Raw genomic sequence first — 12,880 nt, forward strand, 5'->3', positions numbered from 1 at the left:
CCCTATTCACTACTGCCTACTCACTTAACCCTTGATCGCCTCGACCAAGGTCGTGCCCAGCCGCGCCGGCGAGGGCGAAACCTTGATGCCTGCCGATTCCATCGCCGCGATCTTGTCTTCGGCGCCGCCCTTGCCGCCGGAGATGACCGCGCCCGCATGACCCATGGTGCGGCCGGCCGGCGCGGTGCGCCCGGCGATGAAGCCCGCCATCGGTTTCCGGCGGCCGCGCTTGGCCTCGTCCTTGAGGAACTGCGCGGCGTCTTCCTCGGCCGAGCCGCCGATCTCGCCGATCATGATGATCGACTTGGTCTCGTCGTCGGCAAGGAACATCTCGAGCATGTCGATGAACTCGGTGCCCTTGACGGGATCGCCGCCGATGCCGACGGCGGTGGTCTGGCCGAGGCCGACATTGGTGGTCTGGAACACAGCCTCATAGGTAAGCGTTCCCGAGCGCGAAACAACGCCGACCGAGCCCTTGCGGAAGATGTTGCCGGGCATGATGCCGATCTTGCATTCGTCGGGGGTGAGCACGCCCGGGCAGTTCGGCCCGATCAGCCGCGACTTGGAGCGGTCGAGCCGCGCCTTGACCTTGACCATGTCCATCACCGGAATGCCTTCGGTGATGCAGACGATGAGCGGGATTTCAGCCTCGATCGCCTCGATGATGGCTTCGCCCGCGCCAGCCGGCGGCACGTAGATGACGGAGGCGTTGGCGCCCGTCCTTTCCTTGCCTTCGGCGACAGTGGCGAAGATCGGCAGGCTCTCGCCCTTCGAGCCGTTCCAGGTCTCGCCGCCCTTCTTGGGATGGATGCCGCCGACCATCTTTGTCCCGTGATAGGCCAGCGCCTGTTCGGTATGGAACGTGCCGGTCTTGCCGGTCAGGCCCTGCACCAGCACCTTGGTGTTCTTGTCGACGAGAATGGACATCGGAGCCCTTTTCTAAAAACCGTTGATCGAGGAAGGCGAGACGCGCCGGTAGACGCCGCTCACCATGTCTTGCCAGCCATCGCTGCCGGCGGGTTTGAATTGCAATCGCATGCGGTAGGTGTCGTTATCGTCGAAAATATACGTCACGCGCGCAAAACCGCGCGGCGACGACCGTTCCAGATTGAGTTCACTGCCGTTCCATATGCCGGTGGCAGGCGACACCGGCACGAAGCCCATCGAATCGAACTGGTGCATGGTGACGACGCCATTTTGCTGGTCGAAACCAAACACGGTGTGCGAACCAAACGAAATCGTGCCGTCGCGGCGCTGGCGATAACGCTGCACCACGAACTGGCCGCCGAACTGTGCCTCAGCCAGCACTTCGCTGGTCGCCGCACCGCCATCGGCCCATTGTGTATCCGCCACCTCTTCCTCGCCGCGCCACGCACCGACCAGCGCCTGCAGGCGCTGGTGATCGGCCGAGAGCGAAGAGAAGGACGCCGCGTTCATCAGTCAGAGCCGCTTCAGATCGGTGACGGTAAGGTCGCTCTTGGCGTTGCCGGTGTTGAGCGTCGTCGCCGGCTCGAACATCAGCACCACGGGCTCGGCGGTGAGCGAACGCGGCCGGTGCTCGACGCCGCGCGGCACGACGATGAAGTCGCCCTCGCCGAGCTCGACCGGACCGTCGCGGAAATCGATGGCGATGCGCCCGCGAAGCACTAGGAACGCCTCGTCCTCATTGTCATGCGCGTGCCAGTCGAAGGTCGCGCCGAACTTGGCGACCTTCGCCTGGCTGTCATTGACGTCGCCGGCGATATGCGGATCGAAGACCTTGCTGATCTTTTGATCCGCCGCCTCGACCAGGTTTATCTTGCGCGGAGGCACCGGCTCAGCCCTGCACCGCCGCAACGATCTTCTTGGCCGCGTCGTCGAGATCGTCGGCGGACACGACGTTCAGGCCGCTGTCGTTGATGATCTTCTTGCCGAGCTCGGCATTGGTGCCTTCAAGGCGCACCACCAGCGGCACCTTCAGGCCGACTTCCTTGACCGCGGCGATCACGCCTTCGGCGATGATGTCGCACTTCATGATGCCGCCGAAGATGTTGATCAGGATGCCCTTCACCGCCGGGTCCTTGGTGATGATCTTGAACGCCGCCGTCACCTTCTCCTTCGACGCGCCGCCGCCGACGTCGAGGAAGTTGGCGGGCTCGGCGCCATAGAGCTTGATGATGTCCATGGTCGCCATGGCAAGGCCGGCGCCGTTGACCATGCAGCCGATATTGCCGTCGAGCGCGACATAGGCGAGGTCGTATTTCGACGCCTCGATCTCCTTCTCGTCCTCTTCGGTGGTGTCGCGCAGTTCCATCAGGTCGGGGTGGCGAAACAGCGCGTTGTTGTCGAACGAAACCTTGGCGTCGAGCACGCGCAGCCGGCCGTTCTTCATGACGATCAGCGGGTTGACCTCGAGCAGGCTCATATCCTTCTCGACAAAGGCCTTGTAGAGGATCGGGAACAGCGTGCCGCCATCCTTGGCCGCGTCGCCGTCGAGCTTCAGCGCGCCATTGAGCGCCTTGACATCATCCGCCGTCACGCCCTTTTCCGGATCGATGGCGACGGTGATGATCTTTTCCGGCGTGTCGTGGGCAACACCCTCGATGTCCATGCCGCCCTCGGTCGAGACGACGAAAGCGATGCGGCCGACCGAACGGTCGACCAGGATCGACAGATAAAGCTCGCGCTCGATATCGGCGCCGTCCTCGATATAGAGACGGTTGACCTGCTTGCCGGCCGGGCCGGTCTGCTTGGTCACCAGCGTGTGGCCGAGCATCTCATTGGCGTTGGCGACCACCTCGGCGACCGACTTCGCCAGCCGCACGCCGCCCTTGGCGTCGGGGCCGAGCTCCTTGAATTTGCCCTTGCCACGGCCGCCGGCATGGATCTGACTCTTCACCACATAAAGCGGGCCGGGCAGCGCTTGCGCGGCGGCTTCCGCCTCGCTTGCCTTGAACACCGGCACGCCTTCGGCCACCGGCGCGCCAAAGCTCTTCAGCAGCGCCTTGCCTTGATATTCATGGATGTTCATGGGGAACTATCTCCAGGTCGTTTGCCGGGGTGATGTTGGGGAGGTCACTTCGAGGCGAGTTGCGGCGCGATCTTGACGCAGGCCTCGGTCAGGCCCTGCACGGTCGCCACCGAGGTGTCGAACATCTTCTGCTCTGCCTTGTTCAGGTCGATCTCGATGACGCGCTCGACACCGCCGGCACCGATCACCACGGGAACGCCGACATAGGTGCCCTTGACGCCATACTGGCCGGAGAGGTGCGCCGCGCACGGCAGCACGCGCTTCTTGTCCTTGAGATAGGATTCGGCCATCTGGATCGCCGAGGCCGCCGGTGCGTAATAGGCCGAGCCGGTCTTCAAGAGGCCGACGATCTCGGCGCCACCGTCGCGGGTGCGCTGCACGATCTGGTCGAGCCTTTCCTTCGAAGTCCAGCCCATCTTGATCAGGTCTGGAAGCGGAATGCCCGACACCGTCGAATAGCGGATCATCGGCACCATGGAATCGCCGTGGCCGCCGAGCACGAAGGCGGTGACGTCCTCGACCGAGACCTTGAACTCCTCGGCCAGGAAATAGCGGAAACGCGCGCTGTCCAGCACGCCGGCCATGCCGACGACATGGGTCTTGGGCAGGCCCGAAAACTTCTGCAGCGCCCACACCATGGCGTCCAGCGGATTGGTGATGCAGATGACGAAGGCCTTCGGCGCGTACTTCTTCAGCCCGGCGCCGACCTGCTCCATGACCTTCAGGTTGATGCCCAGCAGGTCGTCGCGGCTCATGCCCGGCTTGCGCGGCACGCCGGCGGTGACGATGCAGACATCAGCGCCCTCGATGCCGGCATAGTCGTTGACGCCGGTCAGCCGGGAATCGAAACCATCGACCGGCGATGACTGCGCGATATCGAGCCCCTTGCCCTGCGGAATACCCTCGGCAATATCGAACAGGACCACGTCGCCGAGATCCTTGAGGCCGATCATATGCGCGAGCGTGCCGCCGATCATGCCAGAGCCGATAAGCGCTATCTTGTTGCGTGCCATGTGAGGATGATTTCCCTTTGTCTGTGGCGACGCCAACACGGCGTCGAGGAAGAGGCCGGAATGCTGCGGGGAACCGCTGATATCGCCGCACCCAATAGCTCCGGTGAGAAATAAATTCAAACGATTATTTCAACCCCTGCATTTTCAATCGGTTAGAGCGTTTGGGATTTACGTAAACGTCAAAATTTGTAAGCCGACTTGGGAGAATTTACACAATGACGGTCGAGATCAGAAGGCTCTATCCCGGCGATGACGCCCTTGTGATGCGGGTTGCCGACGACGTGTTCGACGAGCCGGTGAGGCCCGATCGCCTGGCCAGTTATCTCGCGCAATCGGGCCATTTCATGATCGTCGCCCTCGTCGAGGGCCTGGTCGTCGGCCAATGCGCGGCGGTCATCCACCGCCATCCGGACAAGCCGACCGAACTTAATATCGACGAGGTCGGCGTCTCGCCGGCCTTCCGGCGCCAGGGCATTGCGCGCAAAATGCTCGACGCCATGTTCGCGCTCGGCAGGGAGCATGGTTGCGAGGAGGCCTGGGTCGGCACCGAACTTGACAATCTGCCGGCCCGAGCGCTTTACGAGGCGCGCAAGGAGCCGCATGCCGAGGCGGAGACATTTGTGATGTATGTGTATCGGCTGTAGATTTTGGAGCTGGCAGGATCTCTATGGAACAAGATTGAGCTCTTATGCCTGCGCCCGTGACGCGTCAGCCGGGGCAGCCTTCGCCTTCCGCCGCACGGCCCAATCGTCCAGCCAGTCGCGGCTCTGCATCTCGATCAGACGCGAGGCCGTGCGCTCGAATTCGAACACCTCGACGCTGCGCTTAGCCACATAAAGCTCGTGCGGCGGCGCATCCGCGCTCACCACCAGGCGCACATGATGGTCGTAGAGCGTATCGATCAACAGGATGAAGCGCTTGGCCTCGTTGCGCTTGCCTTCGCCCAGCACCGGGACATGGTCGATGAAGACGGTCGAAAACCGGCCGGCGATCGCCAGGTAATCGCGCGCGCCGAGCGGCTTTTCGCACAGGTCGGCAAAGGAGAAGCGCGCCGCATCGCCGGCGGCGGCCGGCACGGCCACCTTGCGGCCCTTCAGCGTCAGCGACGTCTCGGCCGTCGGCGCCCCGTGCGTCATCGCCTGCCAGGCCTCGTCGAGCGCCTCGTCGGCAGCCGCATCCGCCGGCATGACGTAGACAGGCGTGCGGGCAAGCTTTTCCAGCCGGTAGTCCTTGTCGCTGTCCAGCGACAGCACCTCAGCATGGCGTTTCAGTATGGCGATGAACGGCAGGAAGAGCTGGCGGTTCAACCCGTCACGGTAGAGGTCTTCAGGCGCCACGTTCGAGGTGGCGACGAGCACGACCCCACTGGCGAACAGTGCCGAGAACAGCCTGGACAGGATCATGGCGTCGGCGATGTCGGTGACCGAAAATTCATCGAAGCACAGCACCCAGGCCTGCTCGGCGAGCGCCTTGGCCACCGGCGGGATCGGATCGTCTTCCCTGACCGTGCCTTCCTTGCGCGCCTGCCGGTGCTTCTGGATGCGGTCCTGCACGTCGGCCATGAAGTCGTTGAAATGGACGCGGCGCTTGCGCCTGACCGGCAAGAGTTCGAAGAACATGTCCATCAGCATGGTCTTTCCGCGCCCGACGCCGCCATGGATGTAGAGGCCCTTGACCGCCTCCTGCGTCTCGCGCTTGCGGGCAAACAGCCAGCCCAGCGCGCTGGACTTTTGCGCAAGCCGCTTGGCCGAGATCTCGTCGGTCAGCCGGTCGAGCGCGGCGGCGATCTCCTCCTGCGCGGGGTCGCGTCCGATCGCGCCTGATACCACCAGATGGTCGTAGCGCTGCCGGACGGTCGCATGGGTCTGGAGGCCGTCACGCAGATGCATCGGTCACGTCGTTGTTCGGAGCGGTATGCTCAAGAGAGAAGGTATGTTGAGATTCAGGCCAGGCCGAGCCGAAAGGGCAGGAAGCCGCGATTCGCAGGCCGGCATCACCTGAATACCGGCATACCCAGCCTATCTTGTAAGCGAAATCGGTTGCCCGTTGGAAGTCTGGCCGTCGAATTTCGAGCCGCCCGACGAATAGAGACGTGCCAGCGAACCGCCATTCTCGTCATAAAGCGTCAGCTGCTTGCCGGCGACGTTCCACGATTTGATGCCGTCGATCGGCGCCGGGCAGTGCAGCGGACCGGCGCGGAAGCCGGCGCCGAACTTGGTCTGTGGCGTCGCCACCTTGCAGCTCTGGCCGGAAACGCTGACGTTCCAGACACCGGCGACGCTTGCCGCGTTGAGATCCGCGGCACCCGCAGGCGCCGCGCCATCCGGCGGCAGCGAGGCAACCTGCGTGTTTGCCGGCGCGGTCGGGAATTGAGACGGGTCGGTGGTGCCGGGGGACGCCGGCGGCGGCAGCTGATTCGAGCTCACCTGGCCGGCAGGCGCCGGCTGCAGCGGGGCGGGCTGCTGGTCGTCCATCGACGAGAAGCGTGAGGTTGAGCAGCCGCTCGCAACGAGCGCCGCCAGGGATACGGCCACCAGGCCGCCTTTCGCAAAATTCATTACAACCTCCGTCGGAATCGGCTGGGGGTGCCGTCCGCGCAATCTCACCTCCACCAAGATGGAGAAGGTGGCGAAATTTCAACCCGATATGGTTAAAATAGGGTTTGCGGCAAGATTGTTGCAAATTTATCGCAATCATCACGCCAGGGCGGCACTTGGGACGAACACATATCCGTCCGGCCCCACGATATAGCACTCGCGCAGACCATGCGGCTTGTCGACGGCGCCGGCCAGCACGATGTGGCCATGATCCAGCGCCGCCGCCTCGATCGCGTCGGGATCGGCGCCATAGAGGCGCAATTCGATGCCAGCACCGCGTGTCTCGGCGCCCGTGATGGAGCCCGTCATCGGGTTGTCGAGATAGGAATGGTCGGCATGCAGCATGAATACCGACCCCAGAAGCTCGATCGCCGCGAAATCCTCGTCGGCATAGATGACCCGGGCGCCAAGCACGTCGCGGCAGAAGGCTTCCATCGCCGGCATGTCGGTCACCAGCAAATTGACGCCGACGCCGCGCGGCAGCGAGCGGCCAAAATCCTCGGCCTTCATCCAGAGCGTCTTCGTCCGCTTCATCGCCATGGCGTCCTCCTCCTGATCCGCGATCCTAGCCGAGGCCGCTTCGTCCCCCTTGGCCTTCGGCCGGCAAACGCTTGCGCCAGCCGCGGCAAGGCTTATGTCTAGAATAGTCCCAGGAAAAGTGTGCAGCGGTTTTCCCGGGAAAACGCGTAGCGCTTCCCCCCAGGGAATTGCGTGAAAACAAAGAGTTCACCGAAACCCGCCGGAGCGCAGACCTTGGCCGCGAGACACAAAGCCGCCAACCGCTACTACAGCGGCCCGCCCAGCGATCATTTCGACGGCACCCTGTTCTTCAACCCCGACGGCCGGATGCCTGGCCCCTTCACGGACCTGCTGAAATGGCAGTTCAGCGGCCAGCGTTCGAAATGGCCGCCTGCGAGTCCGAGCCCCTTCGCACAGGCAAGGCCGGCCGCGATGGTCGAAGGTACCGAACTGACCGTGACCATGGTTGGCCATTCCACCTTGCTGATCCAGACCGCCGGGCTCAACATCCTCACCGATCCGGTGTGGTCGGCGCGCACCTCGCCGTTCTCCTTTGCCGGACCCCGGCGCGTCAATCCGCCGGGCATCGCTTTTGACGATCTGCCGGCGATCGACGTCGTGCTGGTCAGCCACAACCACTATGACCATCTCGACCTTGCCACGCTGAGGAAGCTGAAGGAGACGCACGATCCGCTGGTAGTGACGCCGCTCGGCAACGATGCCATCATCGCCGCCGCGGTGCCCGGCATGCGGCTTTCCGCGCATGACTGGGGCGACAGGGTCGACGTCTCCGACGGCACCGCCATCCACATCGAGCCCGCGCATCATTGGTCGGCGCGGGGTGCCCGCGACCGGCGCATGGCGCTGTGGGCCGGCTTCGTCATCGAAACAGCGGGCGGGAAGACCTACTTCGCCGGCGATACCGGCTTCCACGACGGCATCAACTACCGGCTGATGGCGGAAAAACATGGCGGCTTCCGCTTCGCCATCCTGCCGATCGGCGCCTACGAGCCACGCTGGTTCATGGCCCCGCAGCACCAGAATCCCGAGGAAGCGGTGCAAGGCATGAAGCTGTGCAACGCAAGCTTTGCCGCCGGCTGCCACTGGGGCACCTTCCAGCTCACCGACGAGCCGATCGACGAACCGGTCCGAAAACTGGCCGAGGCGCTCGGGGCTGAGGGTGTACCGCAAGAGCATTTTCGCGCCTTGCGGGCCGGCGAAGTCTGGGACGTGCCGGAAACGACGGCGGCCTGAACCGACCAGGCTTCGAAACGAGCGGGAACCCAAGCACGACAGCCGCGTTTTTCCTGCGGTTTCAAATCTGTCGGCTTACGAGGCATTCCCATGCTCAAATGGATCATCATTCTTCTCATCGTCGCCGCCGCGGCGAGCCTGCTCGGCATGCCGGCGCTGGCCGGCGCCGCCGCCACCGGCGCGCGCATTCTCATCGGCGTCGTGCTCGTGATCTTCCTGTTGATCTTGCTGGGGGTCTTCGCGGTGACGTAAGTCCGGCGCCGTCGCGTGAAAGCGGCTGCGCACTGGTAATTCCTGCCCGTTTCCGCCATATAGCGCCGAACGGACATGGAATTTCGGAGCAATGGCAGGCACGGCCCCTTTCGCCAAGATGAACGGCATCGGCAACGAGATCATCGTTGCCGACATGCGTGGCCGTGCGGATCGGGTGACGGCCGCGGCCGCCATCGCGCTCAATGGCGACGTCGCGACGCGGTTCGACCAGATCATGGCGATCCACGACGCCAGGACGCCAGGCACCGCCTATTTCGTCGACATCCTGAATTCCGATGGCTCCGCAGCGCAGGCCTGCGGCAACGGCATGCGCTGCGTCGTCCAGGCCCTGGCCGCCGAGACCGGCGTGAAGACCTTCACCTTCGAGACCGTGGCCGGCATCCTCAATGCCCGCGAACACGCCGACGGCTCGATCTCTGTCGACATGGGCACGCCGCGCTTCGGCTGGCGCGACATTCCGCTGGCCGAGGAGTTCCGCGACACCCGCATGATCGAGTTGCAGGTCGGCCCGATCGACGCGCCTGTGCTGCATTCGCCTTCCGCCGTTTCGATGGGCAACCCGCACGCCATCTTCTGGGTCGATGACGACGTCTGGACTTATGAACTCGACCGTTTCGGCCCGCTTCTGGAAAACCATCCGATCTTTCCCGAACGCGCCAACATAACCATCGCGCAGGTGACCTCGCCCGACAGCATGATCATCCGCACCTGGGAGCGCGGCGCCGGCCTGACCAAGGCCTGCGGCACCGCGTCCTGCGCGGCTGTCGTCGCAGCGGCCCGCACCCGGCGCACGGGCCGCAGCGTCAACCTGCTGACGCCTGGCGGCGGCACGCTGCATGTCGAATGGCGCGATGACGACCACGTCATCCTGACCGGGGCGGCCGAATGGGAATTTTCCGGCAGCTTCGATCCGTCGACCGGACAATGGGCCCGCGACACCGAAAGCGCGGCCTGATGTCCGCTCTTGCCAAAGGCGTCGACGTGGCGAAGCAGCCCGGCCGCATCGACGTGGTGACCTTCGGCTGCCGTCTCAATACCTATGAGTCCGAGGTGATGCGGCGCGAGGCCGAAAGCGCGGGCCTCGGCGCGCTCGACGGCGGCGCCGTCATCTTCAACACCTGTGCCGTCACCGGCGAAGCGGTGCGCCAGGCCAGGCAGGCGATCCGCAAGGCGCGCCGCGACAACCCGGCCGCGCGCATCATCGTCACCGGCTGCGCCGCGCAGACCGAGCCCGAAAAATTCGCCGCCATGGACGAGGTCAATCTCGTGCTTGGCAATGAGGAAAAGCTCAAGGCGAATTCCTATCGCGCGCTGCCCGATTTCGGCGTCAACGACACCGAGAAGGCGCGCGTCAACGACATCTTCTCGGTGCGCGAAACCGCCGGCCACATGGTCGACGCCATCGAGGGCCGGGCACGTGCCTTCGTGCAGGTGCAGAACGGCTGCGACCACCGCTGCACCTTCTGCATCATCCCCTATGGCCGCGGCAATTCGCGCTCGGTGCCGATGGGCGCCGTGGTCGAGCAGGTCAAGCGCTTGGCCGGCAACGGCTATGCCGAGATCGTGCTGACCGGCGTCGACATGACGTCTTTCGGCGCCGACCTGCCTGGTGTGCCGAAGCTCGGCAAGCTTGTGAAGACCATCCTGAGGCAGGTGCCCGACGTAAAGCGGCTCAGGCTGTCCTCGATCGACTCGATCGAGGCCGACGAGGACTTGCTCGACGCCATCGCCACCGAGCCGCGGCTGATGCCGCATCTGCATCTGTCGCTGCAGTCTGGCGACGACATGATCCTGAAGCGCATGAAGCGAAGGCATCTGCGCGACCAGTCGATCCGCTTTTGCGAGGATGTGCGCAAGGTGCGTCCCGGCATTGTTTTCGGCGCCGACATCATCGCCGGCTTCCCGACCGAGACCGAAGCCATGTTCGAGAATTCCGAAAAAATCGTCGAGGAATGCGGCCTGACCCATCTCCACGTCTTCCCGTTTTCACCGCGCGAAGGCACTCCCGCCGCGCGCATGCCGCAGGTTCGCCGCGAGCTGGTCAAGCAGCGCGCCGCCCGGCTGCGCGCAGCCGGCGAAGCGGCCTACCAGCGCCATCTGTCTTCGCTCGCCGGCAGCCGCCAGTCGATCCTGATCGAGCGCGACGGCCTTGGCCGCACCGAAGGGTTCACGCTTGCCGCACTCGGCACCGGCGCGCCGGGAGAGATCGTCGAAGCTGATATAACCGGCCACGATGGCGCGCGGCTGACAGCCGCTCCCCTTGCAGCCCGCGCCGCCTGAGAACGCAAAAGCATGGCTGGTTTCTTCAAGAAGATATTCTCGTTCGGCAAGAAGGAGGTCGTCGAGGAGCGCATCGACGAGACCGCCCCCCTCCCGCCGATCAAATGGGATCAGCTCGACGCGCTGAAGCCGGCGGCCGAGCAGGCCGTGCCGGAGTTTTTGAAGCGGGAGGAGGCTGTGGCGGAAGCCGCGCCGGCGGCCGCGCCTGGACCGGAGCCCGAGGAGCCCAAGCCCGAACCTGTCCCCACCATTCCGCCCCCGCCGGAGCCTACCGTTCCGTCAGAACCGGAACGGCAGCCGGAGCCTGCGCCGGAAGAGAAGCCGGCAGCCCCGCCCCAGACGCCTGAACCACTGGCGCCCGAAGAGGTGCCGCAGCCACCCGTCGTTCCGCAGCCCACGCCCGAACCGCGGCCGCGGGAGATTCCGCCCGCGCCATCGGAGCCCGAGATCGTTCCATCACGTCCGGAGAGGCAACCGGAACCCGCCCCCGTCGAAGTGCCGACGCCTCCGGTCGAAGTGCCGCCGGCGTCGCCGGTTGAGGCCCCTCAGTCGACGGCCGCCTCCGAGCAGCCGACTTCTGAGGCCGGCGCAGCCCCTCATCCGCCTGCCGGCACCTTCTCCCCGTATAGGGACGGGGAGAAGGGGGCTGACATCGGGGCCGGCGCCCCTCCTGGCGACATCAAACAAAAAAGCTCGACGCTGACGCCCCCCTCTCCCCGTCCTTCACGCGGAGAGGGTAAGGGTGAGGGGCAGCGCCAGCCTGCGGAAATTATCCCATCCCCGATAGAGACCGCTCCACCAGCGGAAATCGCCCCGCCCATTCGCCAGCCGGCACCCGTCGAAGCCCAGCCGGTCATTGCCGAGGTCGCGCCTGAACCGCAACCCATTCCACAGCCTGCCCCCGCTCCCGGCAAGGTGACGGTTGCCAAGAAGGTCGAACAGAAAGCCGAGCAGCAGAAGGCGCCGGAGCCGGCGCCGAGGCGGTCCTGGTTCCAGCGCATGCGGGACGGGCTTGCCCGGTCTTCGCGCGAGCTGACCGGCAACATTGCCGGCGTCTTCACCAAGCGCAAGCTGGACGAGGAGACGCTGCAGGACCTGGAGGACGTGCTGATCCGCGCCGATCTTGGCGTGGAAACGGCGCTGCGCGTCACCGATTCACTGGCCTCAAGCCGCTACGGCAAGGATGTTTCCGATACCGAAGTGCGCGCCGTCATGGCGGCCGAGGTGGAGAAGGTGCTCGCCCCGGTCGCAAAATCGCTCGAGCTCGATCTCTCGCACAAGCCGCATGTCATCCTGGTGGTCGGCGTCAACGGCACCGGCAAGACCACGACCATCGGCAAGCTCGCCGCCAAGCTGACCGATGGCGGCCTGTCGGTGATGCTGGCCGCCGGCGACACGTTCCGCGCCGCCGCCATCGAACAGTTGAAGATCTGGGGCGAACGCACGAAATCGCCCGTCATTGCCTCCAAGCTCGGCGCCGATGCCGCCGGCCTTGCCTACGACGCCTTCGAGAAGGCGAAGGAGGCGGGCTCCGACGTGCTGATCATCGACACTGCCGGCCGGCTGCAGAACAAGACCGAACTGATGGCCGAGCTGGAAAAGATCGTTCGCGTGCTTGGCAAGCTCGACCCGGAAGCGCCTCACACCGTGCTGCAGACGGTCGACGCCACCACCGGCCAGAACGCGCTCAACCAGGTCGAGATCTTCCGCAATGTCGCGGGCGTCAACGGCCTGGTGATGACCAAGCTGGACGGGACCGCGCGCGGCGGTATTCTGGTGGCGATCGCGGCAAAGCATAAATTGCCGGTCTATTTCATCGGCGTCGGCGAGCAAGTCGACGACCTCGAACCGTTTTCCGCAAGCGAATTCGCCAGGGCGATCGCTGGAGTGGCTTGAACAGGCACGATGCCGGAAGTGAGGCTTCCGGATTGGAT

General features: G+C 64.7%; 14 protein-coding genes. 6 read left to right on the forward strand and 8 right to left on the reverse strand.

Going from position 1 to position 12,880, the window contains the following annotated elements; translation table 11 throughout:
• Positions 1-24: 24 nt before the first annotated feature.
• Genes sucD through mdh form a run of 5 tightly spaced genes read right to left on the reverse strand, consistent with a single transcriptional unit; the run spans position 25 to position 4,023 of the window.
• Complete coding sequence (sucD, locus tag EN851_RS21315; protein WP_127276279.1) at positions 25-927, reverse strand: succinate--CoA ligase subunit alpha; 903 nt, start codon at positions 925-927, stop codon at positions 25-27.
• 12 nt (positions 928-939) lie between these two features.
• Positions 940-1,437 carry a DUF1579 family protein gene (locus EN851_RS21320; RefSeq protein ID WP_127276277.1) on the reverse strand — a complete coding sequence of 166 codons (498 nt, stop codon included), beginning with the start codon at positions 1,435-1,437 and terminating at the stop codon, positions 940-942.
• 3 nt (positions 1,438-1,440) lie between these two features.
• Positions 1,441-1,812, reverse strand: a complete 372-nt coding sequence (locus EN851_RS21325; protein WP_064981484.1) for a cupin domain-containing protein — start codon at positions 1,810-1,812, stop codon at positions 1,441-1,443.
• Positions 1,813-1,816: 4 nt separating this feature from the next.
• On the reverse strand, positions 1,817-3,010 hold the full coding sequence (sucC, locus tag EN851_RS21330; protein ID WP_127872821.1) for an ADP-forming succinate--CoA ligase subunit beta: 1,194 nt from the start codon (positions 3,008-3,010) through the stop codon (positions 1,817-1,819).
• A gap of 44 nt (positions 3,011-3,054) precedes the next feature.
• Positions 3,055-4,023 (reverse strand): malate dehydrogenase, encoded by a 969-nt coding sequence (mdh, locus tag EN851_RS21335; RefSeq protein WP_127872820.1) that lies wholly within the window; start codon positions 4,021-4,023, stop codon positions 3,055-3,057.
• Positions 4,024-4,238: 215 nt separating this feature from the next.
• Here mdh and EN851_RS21340 point away from each other — a divergent pair, with 215 nt between their 5' ends.
• Positions 4,239-4,667, forward strand: a complete 429-nt coding sequence (locus EN851_RS21340) for a GNAT family N-acetyltransferase (protein ID WP_127872819.1) — start codon at positions 4,239-4,241, stop codon at positions 4,665-4,667.
• A gap of 42 nt (positions 4,668-4,709) precedes the next feature.
• Here the strand turns inward: EN851_RS21340 and zapE are convergent, their stop codons facing one another.
• The 3 genes from zapE to EN851_RS21355 form a co-directional block, all read right to left on the reverse strand.
• Positions 4,710-5,912 carry a cell division protein ZapE gene (gene zapE / locus EN851_RS21345; protein ID WP_127276265.1) on the reverse strand — a complete coding sequence of 401 codons (1,203 nt, stop codon included), beginning with the start codon at positions 5,910-5,912 and terminating at the stop codon, positions 4,710-4,712.
• Positions 5,913-6,041: 129 nt separating this feature from the next.
• Entirely contained in the window at positions 6,042-6,581 is a 540-nt protein-coding gene (locus EN851_RS21350; protein WP_127872818.1) for a protease inhibitor Inh/omp19 family protein, read from the reverse strand.
• A 138-nt stretch (positions 6,582-6,719) separates the two neighbouring features.
• A complete protein-coding gene (locus tag EN851_RS21355) occupies positions 6,720-7,160 on the reverse strand; it encodes a hypothetical protein (protein ID WP_127872817.1) in 441 nt (146 codons plus the stop codon).
• Between the two features lie 213 nt (positions 7,161-7,373).
• On the opposite strand from EN851_RS21355, the gene EN851_RS21360 reads away from it, so the two are divergent.
• From EN851_RS21360 to ftsY, 5 genes are all read left to right on the forward strand, one after another.
• Complete coding sequence (locus EN851_RS21360) at positions 7,374-8,393, forward strand: MBL fold metallo-hydrolase (RefSeq protein ID WP_127872816.1); 1,020 nt, start codon at positions 7,374-7,376, stop codon at positions 8,391-8,393.
• 90 nt (positions 8,394-8,483) lie between these two features.
• The gene (locus EN851_RS21365; RefSeq protein WP_127281226.1) at positions 8,484-8,645 is read left to right on the forward strand and encodes a DUF1328 family protein; all 162 of its coding nucleotides are present in this window, start codon (positions 8,484-8,486) and stop codon (positions 8,643-8,645) included.
• A gap of 91 nt (positions 8,646-8,736) precedes the next feature.
• Entirely contained in the window at positions 8,737-9,621 is an 885-nt protein-coding gene (gene dapF, locus EN851_RS21370) for a diaminopimelate epimerase (protein WP_135863427.1), read from the forward strand.
• Positions 9,621-10,946 (forward strand): tRNA (N(6)-L-threonylcarbamoyladenosine(37)-C(2))-methylthiotransferase MtaB, encoded by a 1,326-nt coding sequence (gene mtaB / locus EN851_RS21375; protein ID WP_135929993.1) that lies wholly within the window; start codon positions 9,621-9,623, stop codon positions 10,944-10,946. Before dapF ends, mtaB begins: the two co-directional genes overlap by 1 nt.
• 12 nt (positions 10,947-10,958) lie before the next feature.
• Complete coding sequence (gene ftsY, locus EN851_RS21380) at positions 10,959-12,842, forward strand: signal recognition particle-docking protein FtsY (protein WP_135929994.1); 1,884 nt, start codon at positions 10,959-10,961, stop codon at positions 12,840-12,842.
• Positions 12,843-12,880 lie beyond the last annotated feature (38 nt).

The organism is Mesorhizobium sp. M8A.F.Ca.ET.208.01.1.1 (genome assembly GCF_004791315.1).
Lineage (GTDB): Bacteria > Pseudomonadota > Alphaproteobacteria > Rhizobiales > Rhizobiaceae > Mesorhizobium.

Coding starts and splice junctions, on each gene's coding strand:
- mdh (WP_127872820.1), bottom strand. CDS start 4,023: ATGGCACGCAACAAGATAGCGCTTATCGGCTCTGGCATGATCGGCGGC.
- EN851_RS21320 (WP_127276277.1), bottom strand. CDS start 1,437: ATGAACGCGGCGTCCTTCTCTTCGCTCTCGGCCGATCACCAGCGCCTG.
- EN851_RS21340 (WP_127872819.1), top strand. CDS start 4,239: ATGACGGTCGAGATCAGAAGGCTCTATCCCGGCGATGACGCCCTTGTG.
- sucD (WP_127276279.1), bottom strand. CDS start 927: ATGTCCATTCTCGTCGACAAGAACACCAAGGTGCTGGTGCAGGGCCTG.
- EN851_RS21350 (WP_127872818.1), bottom strand. CDS start 6,581: ATGAATTTTGCGAAAGGCGGCCTGGTGGCCGTATCCCTGGCGGCGCTC.
- EN851_RS21355 (WP_127872817.1), bottom strand. CDS start 7,160: ATGGCGATGAAGCGGACGAAGACGCTCTGGATGAAGGCCGAGGATTTT.
- EN851_RS21365 (WP_127281226.1), top strand. CDS start 8,484: ATGCTCAAATGGATCATCATTCTTCTCATCGTCGCCGCCGCGGCGAGC.
- zapE (WP_127276265.1), bottom strand. CDS start 5,912: ATGCATCTGCGTGACGGCCTCCAGACCCATGCGACCGTCCGGCAGCGC.
- mtaB (WP_135929993.1), top strand. CDS start 9,621: ATGTCCGCTCTTGCCAAAGGCGTCGACGTGGCGAAGCAGCCCGGCCGC.
- ftsY (WP_135929994.1), top strand. CDS start 10,959: ATGGCTGGTTTCTTCAAGAAGATATTCTCGTTCGGCAAGAAGGAGGTC.
- sucC (WP_127872821.1), bottom strand. CDS start 3,010: ATGAACATCCATGAATATCAAGGCAAGGCGCTGCTGAAGAGCTTTGGC.
- dapF (WP_135863427.1), top strand. CDS start 8,737: ATGGCAGGCACGGCCCCTTTCGCCAAGATGAACGGCATCGGCAACGAG.